General features: G+C 41.4%; 26 protein-coding genes. All 26 read right to left on the bottom strand.

Going from position 1 to position 20,769, the window contains the following annotated elements; genetic code table 11:
• Nucleotides 1-175: 175 nt before the first annotated feature.
• A complete protein-coding gene (locus CXK86_RS03945; protein ID WP_306821934.1) occupies nucleotides 176-976 on the bottom strand; it encodes a phosphotransferase in 801 nt (266 codons plus the stop codon).
• An 11-nt stretch (nucleotides 977-987) separates the two neighbouring features.
• Nucleotides 988-1,263, bottom strand: coding sequence for a hypothetical protein (locus CXK86_RS03940; protein ID WP_101313471.1), 276 nt, complete (start codon nucleotides 1,261-1,263; stop codon nucleotides 988-990).
• A 166-nt stretch (nucleotides 1,264-1,429) separates the two neighbouring features.
• Nucleotides 1,430-1,969, bottom strand: coding sequence for a GNAT family N-acetyltransferase (locus CXK86_RS03935; RefSeq protein ID WP_101313470.1), 540 nt, complete (start codon nucleotides 1,967-1,969; stop codon nucleotides 1,430-1,432).
• A gap of 204 nt (nucleotides 1,970-2,173) precedes the next feature.
• The gene (locus CXK86_RS03930) at nucleotides 2,174-3,361 is read right to left on the bottom strand and encodes a glycoside hydrolase family 5 protein (RefSeq protein WP_101313469.1); all 1,188 of its coding nucleotides are present in this window, start codon (nucleotides 3,359-3,361) and stop codon (nucleotides 2,174-2,176) included.
• A gap of 208 nt (nucleotides 3,362-3,569) precedes the next feature.
• Nucleotides 3,570-3,986, bottom strand: coding sequence for a hypothetical protein (locus CXK86_RS03925; RefSeq protein WP_101313468.1), 417 nt, complete (start codon nucleotides 3,984-3,986; stop codon nucleotides 3,570-3,572).
• A 26-nt stretch (nucleotides 3,987-4,012) separates the two neighbouring features.
• Complete coding sequence (locus CXK86_RS03920) at nucleotides 4,013-5,041, bottom strand: alpha/beta fold hydrolase (RefSeq protein ID WP_101313467.1); 1,029 nt, start codon at nucleotides 5,039-5,041, stop codon at nucleotides 4,013-4,015.
• Between the two features lie 51 nt (nucleotides 5,042-5,092).
• Nucleotides 5,093-5,728: a hypothetical protein gene (locus CXK86_RS03915; RefSeq protein ID WP_101313466.1), complete on the bottom strand. Its 636-nt coding sequence runs from the start codon at nucleotides 5,726-5,728 to the stop codon at nucleotides 5,093-5,095.
• On the bottom strand, nucleotides 5,725-6,258 hold the full coding sequence (locus CXK86_RS03910; RefSeq protein WP_101313465.1) for a GNAT family N-acetyltransferase: 534 nt from the start codon (nucleotides 6,256-6,258) through the stop codon (nucleotides 5,725-5,727). The genes CXK86_RS03915 and CXK86_RS03910 overlap by 4 nt, the downstream gene beginning before the upstream one ends.
• Before the next feature lie 40 nt (nucleotides 6,259-6,298).
• Nucleotides 6,299-6,568, bottom strand: coding sequence for a hypothetical protein (locus CXK86_RS32410; protein WP_101313464.1), 270 nt, complete (start codon nucleotides 6,566-6,568; stop codon nucleotides 6,299-6,301).
• Nucleotides 6,569-6,618: 50 nt separating this feature from the next.
• A complete protein-coding gene (locus CXK86_RS03900) occupies nucleotides 6,619-7,086 on the bottom strand; it encodes an NUDIX domain-containing protein (protein WP_101313463.1) in 468 nt (155 codons plus the stop codon).
• A gap of 20 nt (nucleotides 7,087-7,106) precedes the next feature.
• Nucleotides 7,107-8,051: a serine hydrolase domain-containing protein gene (locus CXK86_RS03895; protein WP_257467760.1), complete on the bottom strand. Its 945-nt coding sequence runs from the start codon at nucleotides 8,049-8,051 to the stop codon at nucleotides 7,107-7,109.
• 46 nt (nucleotides 8,052-8,097) lie between these two features.
• A complete protein-coding gene (locus tag CXK86_RS03890) occupies nucleotides 8,098-8,541 on the bottom strand; it encodes a GNAT family N-acetyltransferase (RefSeq protein ID WP_101313462.1) in 444 nt (147 codons plus the stop codon).
• Between the two features lie 59 nt (nucleotides 8,542-8,600).
• On the bottom strand, nucleotides 8,601-9,059 hold the full coding sequence (locus tag CXK86_RS03885; protein ID WP_101313461.1) for a GNAT family N-acetyltransferase: 459 nt from the start codon (nucleotides 9,057-9,059) through the stop codon (nucleotides 8,601-8,603).
• Entirely contained in the window at nucleotides 9,056-9,625 is a 570-nt protein-coding gene (locus CXK86_RS03880) for a P-loop NTPase family protein (protein WP_101313460.1), read from the bottom strand. Before CXK86_RS03880 ends, CXK86_RS03885 begins: the two co-directional genes overlap by 4 nt.
• Nucleotides 9,622-10,164 (bottom strand): GNAT family N-acetyltransferase, encoded by a 543-nt coding sequence (locus tag CXK86_RS03875; protein WP_101313459.1) that lies wholly within the window; start codon nucleotides 10,162-10,164, stop codon nucleotides 9,622-9,624. Before CXK86_RS03875 ends, CXK86_RS03880 begins: the two co-directional genes overlap by 4 nt.
• Before the next feature lie 2 nt (nucleotides 10,165-10,166).
• Nucleotides 10,167-10,664 carry a GNAT family N-acetyltransferase gene (locus tag CXK86_RS03870; RefSeq protein WP_101313458.1) on the bottom strand — a complete coding sequence of 166 codons (498 nt, stop codon included), beginning with the start codon at nucleotides 10,662-10,664 and terminating at the stop codon, nucleotides 10,167-10,169.
• 431 nt (nucleotides 10,665-11,095) lie between these two features.
• Nucleotides 11,096-11,563: a DUF2691 family protein gene (locus CXK86_RS03865; RefSeq protein ID WP_101313457.1), complete on the bottom strand. Its 468-nt coding sequence runs from the start codon at nucleotides 11,561-11,563 to the stop codon at nucleotides 11,096-11,098.
• Nucleotides 11,564-11,611: 48 nt separating this feature from the next.
• Nucleotides 11,612-12,142, bottom strand: a complete 531-nt coding sequence (locus CXK86_RS03860) for a P-loop nucleotide/nucleoside kinase family protein (protein ID WP_036609085.1) — start codon at nucleotides 12,140-12,142, stop codon at nucleotides 11,612-11,614.
• Nucleotides 12,143-12,154: 12 nt separating this feature from the next.
• A complete protein-coding gene (locus tag CXK86_RS03855; RefSeq protein ID WP_253507710.1) occupies nucleotides 12,155-12,640 on the bottom strand; it encodes a GNAT family N-acetyltransferase in 486 nt (161 codons plus the stop codon).
• 229 nt (nucleotides 12,641-12,869) lie between these two features.
• A complete protein-coding gene (locus CXK86_RS03850; RefSeq protein WP_036609089.1) occupies nucleotides 12,870-13,400 on the bottom strand; it encodes an AAA family ATPase in 531 nt (176 codons plus the stop codon).
• 191 nt (nucleotides 13,401-13,591) lie between these two features.
• Nucleotides 13,592-14,656, bottom strand: a complete 1,065-nt coding sequence (locus CXK86_RS03845; protein ID WP_036670498.1) for a polysaccharide deacetylase family protein — start codon at nucleotides 14,654-14,656, stop codon at nucleotides 13,592-13,594.
• 221 nt (nucleotides 14,657-14,877) lie between these two features.
• Complete coding sequence (locus tag CXK86_RS03840; RefSeq protein WP_101313455.1) at nucleotides 14,878-15,930, bottom strand: ABC transporter substrate-binding protein; 1,053 nt, start codon at nucleotides 15,928-15,930, stop codon at nucleotides 14,878-14,880.
• Nucleotides 15,931-15,975: 45 nt separating this feature from the next.
• Entirely contained in the window at nucleotides 15,976-16,950 is a 975-nt protein-coding gene (yjfF, locus tag CXK86_RS03835; RefSeq protein ID WP_074094671.1) for a galactofuranose ABC transporter, permease protein YjfF, read from the bottom strand.
• Nucleotides 16,940-17,983 (bottom strand): ABC transporter permease, encoded by a 1,044-nt coding sequence (locus CXK86_RS03830; RefSeq protein ID WP_083657362.1) that lies wholly within the window; start codon nucleotides 17,981-17,983, stop codon nucleotides 16,940-16,942. The genes yjfF and CXK86_RS03830 overlap by 11 nt, the downstream gene beginning before the upstream one ends.
• A gap of 4 nt (nucleotides 17,984-17,987) precedes the next feature.
• Entirely contained in the window at nucleotides 17,988-19,499 is a 1,512-nt protein-coding gene (locus CXK86_RS03825) for a sugar ABC transporter ATP-binding protein (RefSeq protein WP_101313454.1), read from the bottom strand.
• Between the two features lie 85 nt (nucleotides 19,500-19,584).
• The gene (locus CXK86_RS03820) at nucleotides 19,585-20,607 is read right to left on the bottom strand and encodes an ABC transporter substrate-binding protein (protein WP_017689009.1); all 1,023 of its coding nucleotides are present in this window, start codon (nucleotides 20,605-20,607) and stop codon (nucleotides 19,585-19,587) included.
• Nucleotides 20,608-20,769: the final 162 nt, after the last annotated feature.

The following is a 20,769-nucleotide window of genomic DNA, read 5'->3' as shown; positions in this document are numbered from 1 at the left end:
GGAGAACTGTTTTTGTTACGAGGTCCTAGCCCCTAAAACCGCCACGTTCTCCCGGCTTCCCCCATCGTAAAACGACCACAAAAAAAGGCCAACCAGTAATTACTGGCTAACCTGACAATACGAAAAAACCGCTGTCCAGCCCGTAGGCTATCACGCGGTCCATTAGCATTACCTTTCAAACCCATTCATCCCAATGGTTTTCAAGAAAAATGACTTCTTTCTCATAGTGGGCCAGATGCCCCTCTTCGACCATCTTCATAAAAGCGACATCTCCATCAGCCGCACGATCAGTCAGTGTTTTACACATGAAACGGATACGTGATATGACCCAATCCTTCAAATCTGCTGGAACACTCAGCCCGTACGTAGCCATGAATAAGGCAATCCGTTCTTTTCGAACAGTTCCGTGTGCCTGGCTGACGTATGGCATTACACCCTTTCCGTCCATCTCTGGTGAGAAATTTGCGAGTGGAACGGATGTATACAAGACATAGGCGATATCCCACATTCGCGGACCCGGACCCGCCATATCAAAATCAATAATGCCTTGAGGACGGCCATCCTTGTACACCACATTATACGGCGCAAAATCGTTATGACATACAACTTCATCTTCTGTTATGCCTGGATATCTGTTCGTTGAAACTGATGTTGTTGTAAATCCAACGGTCGCATCATGGTAACTTCTCAACAGTTTTGCGACTTCAATCAAAGATTCGTCTGACCACATATACTCTTCTAGATCAGGGTAGTCATTGCCTGGAACGATGCCTTTGAGGTAAGAGAGCGTTTCTCTCCCCTGTTCATCTATTCCCAGAAATCGAGGGGCATGATCATAACCAACTTTTTCGAGATGTAAAAGCAGTTCAACCACATATGGATTTGGCTTCACATGCCGGCGAACCGTCTCACCTATTCTGACGACCTGATTCACATTACCTCCCGATAACACTTCCTCCTGTTGGGCCACTTTCATCCCTCCTCAAGCTAAACTTCCTTGTTATACCCATGATTACGATTTTTCTTATAACTCCCCGGGAATCCCGCCACCAATAGTATGAATCCAACAAAAAATATGAAGTATACGAGTAAACCTGTTGGATGCTCGTTCATCTGAGCAAACTGGGGTACGTTCGTCCCTCCTGACGCATATCCTGCTTCTACTATAGCGACAGAGACTCGTATTGAAATTCTGTCCATCGTTGAAATAAACACACTGCCAAGCATGAGGACTACACCCAAAATCTTGTTAATATTATTCATTTCATGCCTCCTTGATTAACCGTCCACTTTTTATGAGGTTATCTACTTAATGTCTTTCGATTCTCTAGTCCATATTCCTGCATGTTATATTAACGGTCCGTTCCTATATCATCATATCAAATAGCGGCGTCATCACTGACGCCGCTGTTGACGCTCTCTGAATAAGTTACGTAGCTACCACTTGGTGCAGATCCATACTATTTTCGAAAAAGGCTGACCGTTCAACATAATACAGATCATACATCTGTTCATTCAAATTAATCCGTTGATATACATCTGGATACACATCATTGGCTAACTTCACATAAGGCAGTTTTTGTACTGCTTTTCTGGATCTTATATTCTGCTTGCGTATCTTCATAAATACCATTTCAATCCCATGTTCCAGAAACAATTCAACAAAAAAGGCTGATTTGGCTCTTTGGCTATACCCATTTCCAAAAAACGGTGAACCAATCCAAGTGGCTAAAAAACCGCTTTGATGCTCAATATGATATAGATCAATGGTTCCAATAGGCTGCCCTGTTTCATTCAAAATCGTTCGGGAAATCACTGTCTTTTGCTCTTCTTCGACCATCAATTGTTTGGTCAGGAATAGATATTCTTCATACGATTGGCATTGATAACGAACGTAAGGAGAAACTGCGGGGTCCATCATTAAGCTGTACAGTGAAAGGCATTCCTGCAAATCACGTTTTTTTAACATTCTGTCTACCACCTAGTCCTTTTAGTTCGCTATATCAAGCAAATTAAGTATATAAAAGCTAGTGTGGGATTTAATGAATTCTGTATGTGGCTTATGTAAAATGCATTGGTAAATGTTGTTCATCTTCATCTCCAGTAGCACAAAAAAACGGCATGTCCCTTTTACAGGAACACGCCGTTTACACGGATACAGCCAGACAGTAATTTATTGCATACCTTGCATGATGGCATTAATGATATTTTGCTGCGTCACGGTTTTGTTTGAACGGTTAAACAAGGCGAATCCATGTTGACCGTTATGCCCGTTATCCCAATAAACAGGAACCATTTTGTATTTCTTGGCTTTTGCTGTAACTGCTTTGGCGTAAGCAGCACGATAGACATTGTTGCTGGAATCATAGGACGTTTTATCAATGGAACCGAACTCACCAATCACTACGGGATAGCCCTGAGTCACAAATTTGTCGTACATGGACTTAAACTGCGATTCAAGATAATCCTCTTGGCCCCAAGTAGACTTTTTGGCAGGGTTCGTAGAAGTTGCACCCCACTGTGTGATATTGCCGTTTTCCTCACCTGCAAAATCCCACGGAGAGTAATAGTGTGCTGAGATCATGATTCTCTTCTGCGAACTAGGAATAGCTGAGGATCTGTAATTATCTGTTGGAAGAGCAAAGCCATAATTACCAACAGTGTAGTCAATATTGGTATTCCAGCCTGGAATCAGCAACCATCTGGCATTGTTGTTACCTCCAGTCTGACGAACCGTATCCACGAAGATTTGATTGTATGCGTTCAGATTGGCGTAATAGGCCGAGTTTGGATTGCCATAGTTACCATCGAATACTTCGTTCATGGATTCAAAAATAAGACGATCATTGTAGTTGCTAAACTTGGTGGCAACCTGCTGCCACACCTTCTTATATTTTTCCTTAATGGCAGTCTGATTGCCACCATTCACGAGTAGCCATCCACCCTGTACGGAATTAAACCCATCACCATGAATATTGATGATCACATACAGACCTTCATTGTACGCATAATCCACGACTTGCTGAATTCGATTCAGCCATGCCGCATTGATTGTATAATTGGGAGCGCTTCCAATGTTACTCAAATAGGAAACGGGAATACGAATGGATTTGAAGCCTGCCGCTTTTACCTTTTTGATTAACTCTGGAGTTACCGTAGGATTGCCCCAAGCTGTCTCATTCGGTGTACCGTTCACCGCTGCTTCCAGCTGATTGCCAAGATTCCATCCTGCACCCATCTCAGACACTATTTGCGAAGCGTCCGCTGCTGATGCTTTAGCGCTCCATCCCGTAAAGGCTACCGCAGCCACTAATACCAGTGCCAAGCTGCTGATGCCAAATTTCTTCCATTTTTTGAACATAACCATACCTCCGCTTATTCTATTATTTTTAACAAGCAGTGCAGTTAATCTATGCATACAGATTGAATGATTCGAGAATACGTGCCTCCTCTCTCTAATCGATCAAACAAATGAATTCTTCGTCCAACAACAACATAATAACACATTTATGGAAAATAAAGCGATATCTTTATTGTTTTTTGTGACTATTTACTACAAAATAATCCATCTATCCGTTTAAGTGGATTGCTTGGATTTGTTCTCTATCAAAATCAATAATCATAATGTGATCGCGCAAAATATGATCTCCGCAAGATATTGTTGCGCCGTAGTCGGTTACACTGTTAAATGTGATATCCACACGATAGACTTCAATCTCATTAAACCAATTCTGATGTACCTTTTCATGAAGTTCATTCTCATAATAATCTCGAAAGACAGTCTCACAAGTTGAAAACCACTTAATGTAATCTTCTATTTTATGAACAATTGAATCTAACGGTGTATTAGTGGACACATATATTCGAACGTCATTTAAATCCTCATCCTGTATGCAATGTTTAAATATTTGCACAGTATTTTGCAGAGTGTAACACCGGTAACTCTCATCACTCTCTTCTTCAAGCTCAATGAATTCATTTAACAATATGATCTTGCTCCTCTCCATGCATATTAAAATAGCTCATTTAACCACTTTACGAATTTTTCTTTCTCTTCAAACTGTGGGTAATGCGCCGACTCGTTGAGTACAATGAAGTCTTTGATCGGTGCATCCAATACGTCAAAATAATCACGTGCTGCATTCGCAGTGGTCATATAATCATATTTACCCGTTACAAAATAGGTGGGAATCTCCAGATGATCAACAATTTCGGGTAAATTTTGATCAAATGCTTCCCTCAGTAAGATGTCTTGTGAACTGAACATCCCTGAATAAAAGCGAATCATATCCAGCCCATTATATTCGGGATTTAAAAGGAATCCTGAAATATAATCTCTATTCTCGTTGATGAGTCTGGCTGCACCACCGTACTTTTGCAACAAAATTCTAGGCGTAAGTTCCTTTCCTTGCTCGATCGAGCTGCGGATTAGCTCCAGTTTTTTAACATCATCTTCATTACCGGCTTGTTTCGCTTGCTCGTACGTGTACTCCAAACTTTCCAGTTCGCTCTGAAGTGTATTCGCCATCTGTCCAATGCCTATATAAGCGTGAAACTGAGTAGGTGCTTTAGCCGCAGCTTTCATCCCGATGTATGTACCAAATGAATGACCGATTAATATAACCTTCTCTTGACCTAACTCCTTAGATACATAATCCCTTAACGCTAACAAATCATCTACTAATACATCTGTTGTGAGATTCGAGTAATCTTCAAAAAAGTGATAGGACTTTCCACTCCCACGTTGATCGTAATGCACCACCGTGAAGTGTTGCTCAAGCTCTTTCTGATACTTCCTTACGTATGGAATCTCCGAGCATCCTGGCCCACCATGCACAAAAATCAGGATAGGGTTAGTCCGATCAACACCCCTGATCATGACTTCATGTCCTGTACCGTTAATTTCGACCTGTTCTAACATGCTGATGCTGTTTTCACCTTTAATTTTGGGTGTCCATGTGGGAAATATCAGAGCTACTATAACTATTAAAATAATACTGAATATGCTGTACTTGAGTGTTTTACGTATTTTTTTGCGCATGTAATGCTCCTTAAATAATAAGTTTCATTTGTAATTCTACCAACGGTTCCTTTATCGTAACGGATACAACAATTCAACGGGTTCTATCATCAGCTCTTCTTGGAAGATGTAATTGTGATCGGCTCCAACGATACAGAGGATTCGTTTTCCTGGATGAGCTTCAATTGTATTTTTGACTCTTTGAATCATAATCTGATTACGGACCACCCAGCGAAAGTTCTGTGCCTTCGCGTTTACCTGATGCAACCATTCATATTTTTGTCTGGTTACACGATCGAACTCCTTTGAATTAAAAGGAATCTCGCCAAACTGATACGTCTCCATTTGCTCTGCAAACCAATGATCATCCCGTTGTTCAAGTTCTTTGCGTTCCACGTCCGAATAACCGTTGAATGGATCAAAAGCATTCCAGACATCCAATTCAAACCAGTCAATAGGGACAAATGGGATGTTATGCTCCTCGCATAAAGGGAAGACCAATTCCCAATACTCACTGGCTGGTTCTCCCCAGTATCCTCTATCATGTTTGCCCTTTAGATACCTCAACCAACTCTGCGGATGAACTTCACCACAAATGAGATCTGGTTTAAACTCAGTAATCACATTCTTGTAAAGGGAAAGAGAACAATGATATCGCTCTCTGAGTTCAGGATTATGAATGGTTCCGAGTATCCCAACCGTTGTCATGTGCCCAGCTCCTTTATCATATGTATATCGTTCGGCTCTTTGTCATAAAGTTCTTGATCAATCTCGCTTGCAATCTGACTGCCCTGACTTCTATAAAAGGATACCGCTGATTTCGTCTCTGTGGAGGAGATATACAGATACTGTGCACCACGTTTCTTAGCCTCTTCACCTAACTCGTTTAGAATACGTTTACCAATACCTTGTCTTCTGTACCCGCGTGAGACATACATCAAGTCAACTTGTAATTGATTTCGTTCTTTTCCTCTATATTGATGTGCCAGCACACCAAATCCGATTAATTGATCGTGAGCAAACGCACCATATGCCATGCCACCTTGTTCTAATTCGTACACATATCGATTTTGAATCTCTTTCAAAAGCATCTCATCCCAGTTTGAGCATTCATGATTTTGTTCAAGTTCAACCAATCGGTTCTCTCTCATTTCATAAATGAGATCAATATGTTCCGAGCGATCTATTTCCTGCAGCTGATTCACATCATCAAGGGTCAACGTTCTATACGTTATCATGATTGTTGCATCTCTCCTTCCCCATGTTATTTCTAAGATCCTATGGCTTTATTGATCGAAGTCTGTATTTATCAAAGACCCTTTTATCGTACAAAATAGTGTATTCCTTGTTCTCTTCAATTAGTTTTGACATATCCATTGGAACGGCTATTGTTCTTTCAAGATTATTAAAATTAATTACAGTCATTTCATTTTCATTAATCTTTTGAACAGTAACTGCTTCAAAAATTGAAGTTCGAAAGGAATTCCATAACAAAATTAAAATCAATAAAAGTAATAGTGACCTGATGAGTCCCTTATTCTTATTCACTAGTTCTTTTCATCTCCTTTAGTTTCAAAACAGAGTTTCTCCAACTAAAACTAGCTTATTTTAATTTCAGGTAACTCATTCAAATGATTTATTTCGATAGTGTATTTCTTAAGCTTATGGTTCTCAAGTCCATCCCATCTGTCTGAGAAACGATAAAACATATCTCCGAAGTTCATGCCTTCAGGTAATACATCCACAAGCTTTATTTCATCGATTTCAGACTCCGGTAAGCTCTCCAGCAATTTAACCTCAGCATAAGAAACTATACCAAAGCTCCCATTCCATTCATATACACCATAAGGTATTAATTCGAAGTGTACTGCCCCTGTCTCTTCATAGAGTTCTCGACTTGCCGTGTGTAAAATGGTTTCCCCTATTTCTTTGTTGCCTCCTGGGATCTCCCAACCTCCTCTTTTCCTATTTTTTACAATGATGAATTTATTATTGTATTTAGCGATCATAACTGCAAATTTGATTAACTCCGGATCAAGTTCATCTAGATCAAACCAGTGGCTCATGTTATCTCTCCCATAAACAACTATTCTTTCAATATATAATTGTTAAACCATTGAAGTGGTAACAAGCTATCTTCGGATATAATCGTTGTGAATACCGCAACCAATCCTTGCTTTTGGTTAACAAAGATATATTGCCCTCTTCCTCCGCCCATACCCATAGCATAAAACGTTTTATTTTCAGCGTCTTCTTCCTTGATGCTTTTCATTATGCGCCAGTGGTAGCTATATAAGGGTTCGGAAGTAAGAGAAGGACTTACACTTCTAGCAATCCAGTCAGCAGAGATGAGTTGTTTAGAATTCCACTTCCCATTCTCAGCGTATAACATTCCAAACTTCAGCATATCTTCAATTTTCATTCGTAAACCAAAACCACCTATGGCAATCCCTTGTGTATCCTGATACCAATGAAAATCGTTAATACCTAGAGGTGCAAATAAGTTCTTTCTTGCAAATTCCGAAGTGTTCATACCAGTCGCCTTCTGCAATATGGCGCTAAGTATATGCGAACTCCCGCAACTATATTTCATTTGGATTCCAGGTTCGAATTCAATGGGTTGCTCAAGAACAAATTTCGTCCAATTCCTAGATGGGATCATCGCTTCATTCCCCGGATAGTGCAAGCCCGAGGACATCGTTAATAGATGCTTAATCGTAATCCCCTTTTTGCTGTCATCCACATCGTTAAAATAATTCACAATTGGGGTATCCTCATTCTCAATGTAACCCTGTTGTATAGCTATTCCCACCAATGCGGAGAGCACACTTTTTGTAATTGAATTCACTTTATGTTGTTTTTCTTTCGTTTTTCGATTCCGATAAAATTCATATTGAATTGCGTTTTCTCGGTATATCATGCAGCTCTCCGCTTTATTTCGTTTTATCTCTCTTTCGAGATCATTAAATTCAGTGATATGTAACCCTCCCTTGTGGCTCGCATACTTTCCGCCATCCTTTTGTTTCTCCATAAAAATTCATCATTCGTTAAATCCAATACTATGTTAGGTACTCGTCTTATAATCTTTTCTTCATAAAATATTGAATGATTCCATCAGGATACTCATCAATTAATCCAAACACTTCATAGCCCATTTTTTGATAGAATTTCGGTGATTGATATGAAAATGTGCTTGTGTGTGCAAGCTTACATCCTAATTCAGAAGCCATGCTTTCTGCTTGCATGATTAAAGACTTCCCATATCCTTTCTTTCTGTGTTCCTCATCTATCCAAAAATTATCAATATATAATGTTTCACAATATGTAGCACAGAAGATCCCACCAACTGCCTTACCTGTCTTGTCCCGTAAAAAAAGATTTATTGTCTTTCCAGGCTTCTTTAATAACCCATTTGTTTCAGAGACGTTATAGTTATATAAGTTATTACAAACGTTTTTGTAGTCTTCTTCATGATCATCAAATGCGATTTGTAATTCTTCTTCATGATTCATACGATTCATTGTTTAAGTCCCCTCATTTAGAAAGTCATCACATGTAATCTTTACACTATTCAAATTTCTTATTTTATTTCCAACCTGTAGATCACTTCATCATCTGAATTGGTTCTGTTCTCACTAATGAAGGACATGCTCTTATACAAATTCTGTGCTATTTCGTTATCCCGTTCAACCGTTAATGAAATAACCTTGCATTCCGGATGCTGTTTTGTAATGTAATCTAGAATGGCTCTTATAGCGCGCTTTCCCATTCCTTTGCCTTGATAGGATTGATCGATTTGAAAACCACCAATCCAGTAATTATCTGTACTATCTGGCGTATAACTTAGATAAAAGAAACCAAATACCTTCCCATCAATCTCAAGTACGTAAGGATCAAATGCTTCATCCCACGGTTTTATATAGGCGTAAGCGATCCCCTCAATAACAGATGGAACTAATGAGACTTGGTGTTCATACAAAGAGATCTTCAGCGCCTCTTCCCAATTCTCCCGTGTGACTGGTTGTATCTTTATATTCACCACTGTATCTCCTCTTTCGATAATCTTTGATTACCTCTAAGGTTCTTTTCACTCTCACTTACAACCACTTCCAAATGATGTTCAATCAACTGTATCACTTGTTTTTTATTCTTCGTGATTGTTGCAGTCTTATGGGTTTTGTTAATTGTACATATAACTTCTTCTATATTATATTGATGGTTCCATTTCACAATCATCTTGCATAAGTTCTTAAATGACTGCTTGTAATTCCACGGTTGCAAGCCCATTCTGGACAATACAAACCTCTTTATAATTCGATAATCTCTAATGAGAACATTTGGAGCTAATACAAAAATCAAATCCGCTTCCTGGATGGACGCTATTGTCCAATCTTTGCAATGTACTCCTTCTATGATCCAAGCTTCTGAACTGACAATAGACTGGACTGATTCATCCCTAACATGTTCAGGATATCTCAGATTTTCGGCACTTCTGTCCCAGATGAGATTGTCTAATTCATAGGAAGGAATACCGTATTTATCCGACAATTCTTTGGCTAATGTTGATTTCCCACTACCGCAAGATCCAATAATTCGTATTCTCATACATATTCTTTCTTCAAAAATGCATAGATGACATTATCAACAAATTGATTTTTCCAATAATAATGTTCTTTCAATATACCTTCTTCACTGAACCCAATTTTCTCAAGCAACTTCCTTGATCCCGCGTTCTCTGGTTCGACAAATGCTTCAATTCTGTTTAATTCAAGGTTCTTGAATCCATATTCAACGATTTTCTGAGTTACCTCGGTCATGTAACCCTGCCGCCAGAACTCTGGTGCTAACTCATATCCCAACACAGCTTTATGATGTTGTTTCATCCAACCATGAAATCCGCATGTTCCAATAATTCTGTTATCCGATTTCAAAGCAATTCCCCAGCGAATCACCTGACCATTTTCGAATCGTTCTTTCCACCTTTGTATAAGTTCTTCTGCTTGTTTTATAGTTGTGAAACTTTCTACATCGTAGAATCTTGTAACTTCATCTAAAGAAAAAATATGAAATATGTCTTGGGAATCACTCTGTTTAATCTCTCTTAACAGCAATCTTTTGGTTTCTAGTTCAGGAAATGGAGTCATATTCACTTCACCTCAATCGAGTATACTGCTACATTTTTCCCAATTATATCTACGTCCTTCTCGTGTTTCATACCATTCTTTTGCGCGACTTTCATAGAACCCACATTGCCATGTTGAATTAACGATATTAATCTTTTCTGCTTCAAGTGATCCATGCCATATTCTTTCCACGCTTTTGCTTGTTCATAACCATAACCCATTCCCCAGTATTGCTCTACAACCCAGTAACCAACTTCAAGCTCATCATTGCCTTCAATGATTTGAGGAATCAGTCCAGAGGTTCCAATTAACTTGTTATCCTCTTTATTAAATGCGAGGAACAGCCCTTTATCGTCTTTATTCCAGTTGATGAACTTTTCCAGGCTTTGCATGGTTTCTTCCTTCGTCCAGGGTCCTCCATGTCTTATAAATTTCATCATATTTGGCTCACGTGTCATCTCAAAAAGTAAATCGAAATCATATTTGGTGTATTTCCGAAATATAAGTCGTTCTGTCTCCATCTTTCTCTCAACTCCTTTTTCATTCATAAGATGTAATCGTATTCATAAACATTCAAATATCATGGGGAAACGGACTAGAGTCTGTTTTCATACTCAGGCAAGTTAAACGATGATGGGTGCCAGCTTACCGTCCGAAAATCCCTAAAATTCAGGGTGGCTGATGCTGGCGAATCGCCAGGCGATTTTCTAAGGAACACAGGACATCTTATTTCTCAAAATCATCTTACAAAAACGCTACAAAAGGCTATTTTTTCTGGTATAGCGTGTCTCAGATTTCTTAGATTTCGGAGGGCGTTTCAAATTCCCGAATAAGACGTGTCAGGTTCGTTAGCATTTAACCCCTAACACTAAACTCAACGCTATGCTAATGCATAACAACGAAAGCATGGGAAGTTCTATCAAACCTTAGCAGTTAATCCCATGCTCCTTTATCACCAGACCGATAGTTTTGTCCTAGCATCATTCTCATCTGTTAAATATGCGAGAGATTCAAGTCCCTGTCTATTTATATGATTATATAATTCCTCGACTTTCTCTAGATCTTTACAATAAACCGTGACGTAGATACTATCGATCACAAGAAGAACCATCTGACACTCACTCTCTACATAATCTTCATAGGTGATTACATCTGTTATTTGTGAGCCTTTTGGAAATGCTTTTAAATTCGCAAATATTAAATAATACTCGTTGTCATCAATAATCTTCTGTAATTCTTCTCCATTCATACCCATAATCACATCCGGAAAAAGATCATCCCCTAACGTATCATCAACAACGAAGTAGGACTCCTCCTCACCAATAAACCAATCGAAATTAGATACTTCCATTGGTTTTAAAATCTCCCCAAGAAAATGACCATAGGCATTTGGTATTTCAAAACGTATTCCTCTGTTCATCTGCTCACCCTCTTATCATTTTCAATTCGAAGCATAATAACAGTGCAGTTATTTCACTCGATATTTCTCATTATTTATAATCTCACTTACTATTCCAGGTAATTGTGCTTCTGTAAAATGATTAGTATACAGCTTGTTATCTACTCTCAGATCAGGATGATTTTCAAACTCATCCAGCAGAATTATACTTCTTTCTTTCATTTGATATTCTTCTGCTCTTAGACGGTCTCTACGAATAATGGTTTGACGATCAACCATTAATACAACATAGATTATGCGAACATGATAGTCTGCCAATTCTGTCATTAACCCATCAATGTCTTCCGGAAAGGCCACATAGTCCAGCACTACATCGTATTTATAATCCAACAAGTTTTTCACTAGGCTAGATATATTTTTCCAAGTTAAGTCGTTTGTATCCTTATCAAGCCAGGGTTTACCTCTCCCTTTGACCGGAAAGTGACTAACCGCATCTCCAGAAATGTAGGCACTTTTATCTAAAGTCTGAACCAGCAGCTTGGAAGTTGTAGATTTCCCTACTCCAGGGGGTCCAGATATAATATATAGGTTTCTACTCATTTCGTATTCTCCTTACAATATCTTTTGGAAACTTCCAATATCCAGTTTTCTATCGAATTTATATCCAATCTCTTTAAACAGAGCACATTGTTCATAACCATTTCTCTCAAATAATGATTTACTTCTTGTATTCTCCATGCAAATCGTCGCAATTAAGGTATGGAATCTTTGTTCTTTTGCAATCTTCTCAATAAAACGTAATGCTTGTTTCCCCAAGCCTTTTCCCAAAATATCGGGCTTCAAATATATGGTGACTTCACCACAAATGTCATATGCCTGTTTACTCTTATATTGGGTGATCAGAACATAGCCCATCATTTGATCGGTTTCAAGAATTACATAAGTTTTATACCGTGTATCCTTGTTCATGACAGAGGATTTAATCTGATCAAGATCTAATTCCTCCGTATGAAACGAAATTGTTGTATTCATTACATAATAGTTATAAATCTCTCTAATTTCAGGGAGGTGCTGTTCGGTTACCTCTTCAAAAGTCACAGTCGTCAATTAGGTTCCATCCTCTTCTGTTCAATTTCTTCAACGAAACCAGCGTCTAGATTTAATTCACCGTAAATATGAGGATATTCCCTGCCTTCATTATACAGATCTTCCCATATATCTTCTGACTTTATTTTAGAATTCCATTAATCAACGCGGCTTCCCACTCTTTTCTTAAGAGTACATGTACAATCATCATCCTAAAATCCTCCTTAATAAAAAATGATAATTATTTGGATAGGACCTTCCTCAATATGAGTTCTATGATTTCACTAGTCTCCAGATGATCGGTAATAATGCGAGTTTGAAATTTTTCATCCTTGAAAGCTTCAACACACTTTGGTGCTTGTTGATACTGCCAGCCTCCATACTCATCTCCACGTTTAGCCAAACGATGATAAATCGTCTCTTCTGTAGCCGTAAGGCAAAAATGATGAATGTCCTGATCGATCTCTTTTAACCCGTTATAGATGTAATGAAAGTTTTCCTCTTTATAGATGGTCATGGGGATAATTAAGTGTTTGTTGTATTTCTGCTTTACTTCTTTAGCCGTCTTTACGGTTAGAATTTTCCATAAATCGATATCTTGAAAATCATCCGTACGTTCCCTTTCCTCTCTACAATTCTCCGGAAGAAGTTTTCTCAGCATATATCCTATTTCTTCAGGATCGTAGATCATGCTGTTTGCAATTAAGGGCTGAAGTGCTTCAGCTGCAGAAGTTTTTCCCGAACCAAACGCTCCGTTAATCATGATAATCATTTGATCCTTTCACTCCCATTCAATGAAATTTTTCAATAGAAACCAGATTCTTCACATACAATTTCATCCATTATAAATGTTTTCCTTCCACTTTTGTGTTACAAAATGGCAAAAAACATGATGAAAACCCATTGGGTCAACCCAACGGGATTTCATTATAATGCATTATTTTTCAATCAACCTTGAGCTTGTTAATGTATTTCCAAGTAATCGATATATATATCCCATGTCCCATCATCGGCTGTTACAACCAACTCAATGACCTGATTTCCCGTCCCATGGCTGATATTATTCAGGGTATAAACCGCTGGAGCGCTTCCGCCAAAGTAAAAGGTTCCCTTCGTCTGTCCGCCAATCTTCAAATCAACTCTAGCCATGTTGGCATTGTTTGAAGCTCCACGAAGCGAGAAATTATGAGTGCTCGTTGCAAAATTCTGAGTGTATTTAACCAAATCATTGTTGGCATAAAGGACCACACCATTGAAAGGAGAACTGATATTGCCGGTGTATTGTCCACCTTTGGTCATGTTCTCAGCTTCCACTTTTGTTCCGTTACTCGGGGGATTGGTAGTGCTATTATCTGGCGCGACTGCCCGACCGGTAGTTGATGAGATCATACCTGAGCAAAGGCCACGATTCTTCAGATTTTGTGCAATCTGCGGAATGGCCTGAAGTGTCGTCTGGTACTGATCATGCATTAGTATGACGTCACCACTTTTCATCGTATTCACAGCTGCTACAATCTGGGCTGCGCTGGCACCATTCCAGTCTTGGGAATCTACGTTCCACAGTACTTCCTTCAGGCCGTTTTGGCTCACAACGGATTTCAAGGTCGCATTTGTCGCACCATAAGGAGGTCTGAACAGTTTAGGGGAACTTCCGGTAATAGACTGGATCGTCTGTTGTGTCCGAGTAATCTCTGACGACATCTGAGAACTGTTCAATGTAGTCATGTTTGGATGTGTATAGGAATGATTGCCAATCCACATACCAGCTGCTACTTGTGCAGAAACCAGAGATTTATTATTTTGTGCATTTTGTCCAACATTGAACATCGTTGCCCGTAAGCCAGCCTGCTTCAACGCGTTAAGCATGTTTGTTGTATTTCCAGATGGGCCGTCATCAAACGTCAGACCTACATAACCATTCGGACAACTTGCATCTGCAGCACGAGCATCAGGCACCCCCGGAATAGAAAACAAGGTACCGAAAAGTGCGAGAGATATTACCGCCTTTGCCAGCTTAACTTTGAACATAAAATTACCTCCTCATAATATATTCACAGCATACTACCTTCTACACTCCCTCTCTTTATCGAACTCTCACCCCCTCGAAAAAAGCGCTTTCAAAAGTATGTAATCCGCTACGTCCTTTCTCATAGAGAAGAGCTTTTAGTTCAAGGTGAGTTCAGTATAAACGATAAGTTTATTTAAAGTAAATTGAATTTTATCCAAAATGTTCTATTTATCCACATATTCTAGAATCTCCTGTTGTACATCTCCCGTCCAGCACTCTCCTGTGTAAAAATATCCTCCGGGGGCACCATGCGCTTTGGGAGTGTACGCCCTGCAATAATTTCTTTTGTAGCCTGCATAAGCTGAGGACCAAGCAGCGGGTTACATTCCACCACAGCGTTGATTTTCCCACTCGCCAGAATTTCAAGTGCTTTGCGGGAGCCGTCCACCGAGACAATGATAATGTCCTCTCCCGGCTTCAGCCCAACTTCTTCTATCGCTTGTATAGCGCCAAAAGCCATTTCATCATTATGGGCAAAAAGAACCTGCGGCCGTTCGTCTTCCGGGACCTGAAGGAATTCTTTCATCACTTGTTTCCCATTGTCCTCCGTAAAATCGGCAGGAGCACTTTGTGAGAAGATGATATCTGCTCTGGTTTCGAAAATGCTTCTAAATCCCTCGCCACGCTGGATAGAGGGTGTAGAACCACTCGTGCCTTGCAGTTCGGCAATCCGTATCAAACCCGGATGATTTCGCATCCGATCCTGAATGTACTTCCCAGCCTTCACACCTTCCTCATAAAAGTCCGATCCAATCGTTGTCACAAAAAGTGAAGTGTCTTTGACATCAACTGACCGGTCTACGATGATCACAGGTATGCCTGCATCCCTGGCCTCCTGAAGAATACCATCCCAGCCCGATTCCACGACCGGTGCAATGGCAATGACATCCACCTTTTGCCTGATGAACGACCGAACAGCCTCGAACTGTTTCGTCTGAGACTGTTCTGCATTTTTTATTACAAGGGAGATTCCCGATTCAGCCGCAGCATTGCGAATAGACGTGGAGTTTGCCAGACGCCAGGCACTCTCTCTGCCCAGTTGTGAAAAACCTAAGACAATCGGTTTCGTAGAGGTATCCCTTGCTACTGCTGATTCCATCCATTCCTCAACGGAGGGAAGAGTTTCTAAGTTGTTAGACGAGATGGGAGGAGGAACAGATTCAGACTCAGGGGTTGTGCAGCCGACAAGCAGCAGTAGAATGAACAAACACAACCAGTTCACATGTCTTCTCACTCACGCATCCCCCATCTCATTGTCATATCATTTAATTCGATCAACTTAATGCAGTGATTTCGAGGATACTCGCCGCCCGCTAAGAAGTCGCTGGAACAAAATAAAAACAAACAGCATCAGGCCAATTACAATCTTGGTCCACCATGAGCTGAGCGTACCTTCGAAGCTAATTATAGTTTGGATAGCCCCCTGGATCAATACACCAATAAAGGTTCCCGCCACATACCCTACACCACCTGTTAACAAGGTGCCTCCAATCACAACAGCCGCGATGGTATCGAGTTCAAGACCCATGGCGTGTAATCCATAACCGGATAACATATAGAAGGTAAAGACAACACCGGCAAGCGCGGAGCACAAACCGCTGAACGTGTACACCAGGATTTTGGTACGTGCAACCGGCAGTCCCATAAGCAGCGCAGATTGCTCGCTTCCGCCGATGGCGTAAACGTTGCGCCCAAACCGGGTGTAATGTGCCAGGAAGATCGCGAGTAGTACAATGACCAGAGCAATAATCACATTAATGGAGACAAAGCTGCCCCCTGGCAGGGAAATCTTCGCCTGCGCAACCTGTGTGTAAAATGGATTCGTAATGGTAATGGTGTCGAGACTGATGACATAACACAGCCCCCGCGCCAAAAACATGCCTGCCAGTGTCACGATGAAAGGCTGAATTTTAAAATAGTGGATGATCGCCCCCATGACTGTGCCAAACAACGCACCCATGACAAGCACCATAGGTATAACGATCGCAGGCGACCATCCTTGCTTCTCGACCAGACTTGCGCTAATGATGGTCGTCAGCGCAATGACAGATCCTACCGACAGGTCGATTCCTCCCGATACAATCACAAAAGTCATGCCAATTGCCGTGATAATCAGAAATGCGTTATCAATGAGAAGATTAAGCAGTACCTGTGTGGAAAAGAACCCCGTATACCGGAAAGAGCCTATGGCAAACATCACGGCCAGCAAACCGAAGGTGACAAAGACCGGGAGATACTTACGATTAAGAAACATGGCGGTTAACCCCCTGTTCGGCTGGAAACTTCCGTTTTTTCCAACGGATCACCATGGAATTGCGGAATGAATCGGATTGAATCAAACATACGGCCAGTACAACAAAGGCTTTGACAACCAGCGTAACTTCTGGCGGGACTCCAATCATATAGATCGTCGTTGTTAAGGTTTGGATAATGAGTGCTCCAACGACAGTACCCATTAGATAGAAACGACCACCATTGAGCGAAGTACCCCCGATGACTACAGCAAGAATGGCATCAAGTTCATACCACAGACCTGCGTTATTGCCATCCGCACTGGATACATTCGAGCTGAGAATAAGCCCGGCAATGCCGGCACACAGACCACAGAAGACATATACCGTGAGAATAACTGTTTTTGAACGAATACCTGCCAGTTGGCTCGCGTTTGCGTTACTTCCAACCGATTCAATAAACAGTCCAAGTGCCGTTTTTCTCGTCAGCAATGAGGCAACAAGCAGCACAGTTAATACGATGAAGATGGAAAAAGGTAATGCTGCAAGTGAACCTGCCCCGATATAGGCGTAGTTTGCGTTGGATACAGTAATAATCTGTCCACTCGTAATCAATTGCGCAATCCCACGTCCGGCTACCATCAGAATAAGCGTTGCAATAATGGGTTGGATTCGGGCGACCGAAACCAGCGCCCCGTTCCATATGCCCAAGATCAGTGAGAGACCTATAGATAATCCAAGTGCACCCAACACAAGCCAGAGCGAACTCTGATCCACTCCTCTGCTGATGCTCATACAAGCCACGGCCCCGGAGATCGCTACAATAGAGCCCACGGACAAGTCGATACCTCCGGTTGCAATCACCAGTGTCATGCCGATCGATACCAGAATTAAGGGCGCTCCAAAATTGAGAATATCAATCAAGCTGCCATACAGATTCCCTTCACGCATGACGAGGGAGAAGAAATCCGGAGAGTACAGCAAATTAAAGATTAAAAGTAAACCAAGCATACATAACGGCCAAAACAAATGATGTTTACGCATCTTGCCCGCCATCTCTTTAACCTCCTGCCATTGCTTTCATGATTTGCTGTTGATGGATCTGATCCCCGCTAAGTTCTTGCACTTTTTTGCGGTCCCGGATTACGGCAATCCGGTGGCTGACACGAATCACTTCTTCCAGCTCGGACGAAATGAACAGCACAGCCATGCCCTGCTTCGACAGAGAGAGCACCAGCTTCTGTATTTCAGTCTTGGCACCGATATCAATTCCACGCGTAGGTTCATCGAGAATCAACAGATCGGGGTTCATCAGCAACCACCGTGCAAGCAACACCTTTTGCTGATTACCGCCGCTCAGATTTTTAATTAAATGCTCCGGGTTTTTCGGATGGATATTTAACAGGTTGATGTACTTTTCGGCGATCTCATCCTGTTTCTTGCGTGAGATGGGTTTGGACCAGCCTCGTGTCGCTTGTAAAGCCAAAATAATGTTCTCCCGAATGGTCAAATCATCGATTATGCCTTCGGTTTTACGGTTCTCGGAGCAAAAAGCAATATTCTGATCAATTGCATGACGCGGCGACTTGACCGTACTTCCTGTATCTACAACGAGCAGCTTGCCTTCATCTGAACGATCTGCACCAAAGAAAAGGCGAGCAATCTCAGTACGACCAGACCCCAATAATCCAGCCAAGCCAACGACTTCTCCTTTGCGAATGTCCAGATCAAATGGCTCAATTGCTCCTTTGCGTCCAAGTGCCTTAGCGGTAATTAACATTTCTCCCGACTCCGCCTGGGCAGCATCCGCTTCCTTCGGAAGCTCCTCAAGCACCTCGAGTTCCTTGCCGATCATCTTGAGAACCAGTTCCATGCGTGGAAGTTCTGCGGCTATGTACTCTCCTTCCAATTCCCCGTTACGGAGCACCGTTAGACGATCCGACATTTCGTATACCTGATCAAGAAAATGAGTAACAAAAAGAATTGCGAGACCTTCACTCTTTAATTTGTGCATAATACGAAACAGTTGCTGAACCTCGTTTTTGTCCAGACTGGATGTGGGTTCATCCAATATGAGCACTTTTGCCGAGATGCTGAGTGCTCTTGCAATTGCAATCAGTTGTTGCATCGCGACCGAGTAGGTCTGTAAAGGAGCCTTAACGTCGATGGACAGATGTAATCTGTCTCGCAGAATGTTCTCCGCATCTTTGTTCATTTGCTTCCAATTGATTTTGCCAAATCGCATCGGCTCCCGCCCGATGAAAATATTCTCAGCGACCGTTAAGTTTGGACAGAGATTGACCTCTTGATAAACGGTACTGATTCCCGCCTTTTGCGCTTCAAGCGGACCGGAGATCGAAAGATGCCGGTTATCCATGGTTACCGTTCCTTCATCAATGGAATAAACGCCAGTCAGAACTTTAATAAGCGTCGACTTCCCCGCTCCATTCTCACCCATCAAGGCATGAATCTCGCCCGGAAACAAGCGAAAGCTGACGCTGGATAGCGCTTTAACCCCGGGAAATTGTTTGGTGATGCCTGTCATTTGCAAAATGGGTGCTTGCTCGGCCATATAACCCTCTCCTTTGTTATGGAAAAAAGTCATTTAGCGACAGCCTGGTCGAAAAATGACTTTTCGGTGTTATACGAATCTGCTTTTAATATTCACGTGTTGGCAATGCTTCTTTGGCTTGCTCCGATGTGAAGGTCGTCTCATCCGTAACGATTCGGGGTTCGATGTCTTTCCCGTCCACTACCGATTGAACCGCTTCCATTAATTGAGGTCCTAACAACGGATTACATTCAACGATAAAGTTGATTTTGCCATCAGCAGCAGCCTGCATCCCATCCTTCACGGCATCCACAGAGATAATGGTAATATCTACGCCTGGTTTCAATCCTGCCGCTTCAATGGCCTGAATTGCCCCAAGTGCCATATCGTCATTATGTGCATAGAGAACATCTATTTTTTTATGTGCTTTGAGGAAAGCTTGCATGACTTCTTTGCCTTTGGCACGTGTAAAGTCACCCGATTGTGAAGCAATCACTTTAAGCTTCGAATTGGAAGCAATCAATTCCATAAAGCCCTCTTGACGGTCATTCGCTGGTGCGGAGCCTGTTGTACCCTGCAGCTCAACAATGTTGATTTCGTCTTGTGTGTCCTTGTATTGGTCACTAAGCCACTGACCTGCTTTGCGTCCTTCTTCTACAAAGTCGGAACCAATAAAGGTTTTGTAGAGGGTTTTATCCGGGGAATCCACAGCACGGTCCGTCAAAATCACGGGAATTCCTGCATCCTTCGCTTCCTTCAATACGGTATCCCAACCGGATTCTACAACAGGGGAAAAAGCAATCACCGTCACCTTCTGTTGTATGAAGGAGCGCAAAGCTTTGATTTGATTTTCCTGCTTCTGTTGCGCATCGGAGAATTTCAAATCATAACCCGCCTCTTTGGCTGAATCCTGAATCGACTTGGTATTCGCCGAACGCCAGCCACTCTCCGCACCAACCTGCGAAAAACCAAGCGTAATTGTTTTGGCGCTGGCAGGTGTACTGCCATTCCCACTCGTTGAAGTTTCATTATCGGAGCCTGCTCCTCCATTGGTACTGCTACATGCCGTGCTGACCAGCATCACCATAGCCAATGTTATGGCAAGTCCCCACTTTTTTTTGGTTCGCATGTTGTGATCCTCCCTTTTTTCGTTTCACCTTGTGGTGTGACCACATTATAGAACGCTTTCATTCCGAGCTTATATGGAGTCTCATACTTTATTTATGTAATAATTTAGTAATTTCAAAAAATGGAGTTTAAAAAGTGTAATTTCTTTGTTTAATTGTGTAGT

It is taken from the genome of Paenibacillus sp. BGI2013 (assembly GCF_002843485.1).
GTDB classification, from domain to species: domain Bacteria; phylum Bacillota; class Bacilli; order Paenibacillales; family Paenibacillaceae; genus Paenibacillus; species Paenibacillus amylolyticus.
The sequence above is the reverse complement of the archived record's forward strand: the minus strand, read 5'-3'. Positions and strand labels throughout refer to the sequence as shown.

Bases quoted from the DNA above. Each gene is read 5' to 3' on its own strand.
- CXK86_RS03945 (WP_306821934.1), bottom strand. From the start codon at position 976: ATGAAAGTGGCCCAACAGGAGGAAGTGTTATCGGGAGGTAATGTGAAT.
- CXK86_RS03940 (WP_101313471.1), bottom strand. From the start codon at position 1,263: ATGAATAATATTAACAAGATTTTGGGTGTAGTCCTCATGCTTGGCAGT.
- CXK86_RS03935 (WP_101313470.1), bottom strand. From the start codon at position 1,969: ATGTTAAAAAAACGTGATTTGCAGGAATGCCTTTCACTGTACAGCTTA.
- CXK86_RS03930 (WP_101313469.1), bottom strand. From the start codon at position 3,361: ATGTTCAAAAAATGGAAGAAATTTGGCATCAGCAGCTTGGCACTGGTA.
- CXK86_RS03920 (WP_101313467.1), bottom strand. From the start codon at position 5,041: ATGCGCAAAAAAATACGTAAAACACTCAAGTACAGCATATTCAGTATT.
- CXK86_RS03915 (WP_101313466.1), bottom strand. From the start codon at position 5,728: ATGACAACGGTTGGGATACTCGGAACCATTCATAATCCTGAACTCAGA.
- CXK86_RS03910 (WP_101313465.1), bottom strand. From the start codon at position 6,258: ATGATAACGTATAGAACGTTGACCCTTGATGATGTGAATCAGCTGCAG.
- CXK86_RS03900 (WP_101313463.1), bottom strand. From the start codon at position 7,086: ATGAGCCACTGGTTTGATCTAGATGAACTTGATCCGGAGTTAATCAAA.
- CXK86_RS03895 (WP_257467760.1), bottom strand. From the start codon at position 8,051: ATGGAGAAACAAAAGGATGGCGGAAAGTATGCGAGCCACAAGGGAGGG.
- CXK86_RS03890 (WP_101313462.1), bottom strand. From the start codon at position 8,541: ATGAATCGTATGAATCATGAAGAAGAATTACAAATCGCATTTGATGAT.
- CXK86_RS03880 (WP_101313460.1), bottom strand. From the start codon at position 9,625: ATGAGAATACGAATTATTGGATCTTGCGGTAGTGGGAAATCAACATTA.
- CXK86_RS03875 (WP_101313459.1), bottom strand. From the start codon at position 10,164: ATGACTCCATTTCCTGAACTAGAAACCAAAAGATTGCTGTTAAGAGAG.
- CXK86_RS03870 (WP_101313458.1), bottom strand. From the start codon at position 10,664: ATGGAGACAGAACGACTTATATTTCGGAAATACACCAAATATGATTTC.
- CXK86_RS03865 (WP_101313457.1), bottom strand. From the start codon at position 11,563: ATGAACAGAGGAATACGTTTTGAAATACCAAATGCCTATGGTCATTTT.
- CXK86_RS03860 (WP_036609085.1), bottom strand. From the start codon at position 12,142: ATGAGTAGAAACCTATATATTATATCTGGACCCCCTGGAGTAGGGAAA.
- CXK86_RS03850 (WP_036609089.1), bottom strand. From the start codon at position 13,400: ATGATTATCATGATTAACGGAGCGTTTGGTTCGGGAAAAACTTCTGCA.
- CXK86_RS03845 (WP_036670498.1), bottom strand. From the start codon at position 14,656: ATGTTCAAAGTTAAGCTGGCAAAGGCGGTAATATCTCTCGCACTTTTC.
- yjfF (WP_074094671.1), bottom strand. From the start codon at position 16,950: ATGTTTCTTAATCGTAAGTATCTCCCGGTCTTTGTCACCTTCGGTTTG.
- CXK86_RS03830 (WP_083657362.1), bottom strand. From the start codon at position 17,983: ATGGCGGGCAAGATGCGTAAACATCATTTGTTTTGGCCGTTATGTATG.
- CXK86_RS03825 (WP_101313454.1), bottom strand. From the start codon at position 19,499: ATGGCCGAGCAAGCACCCATTTTGCAAATGACAGGCATCACCAAACAA.
- CXK86_RS03820 (WP_017689009.1), bottom strand. From the start codon at position 20,607: ATGCGAACCAAAAAAAAGTGGGGACTTGCCATAACATTGGCTATGGTG.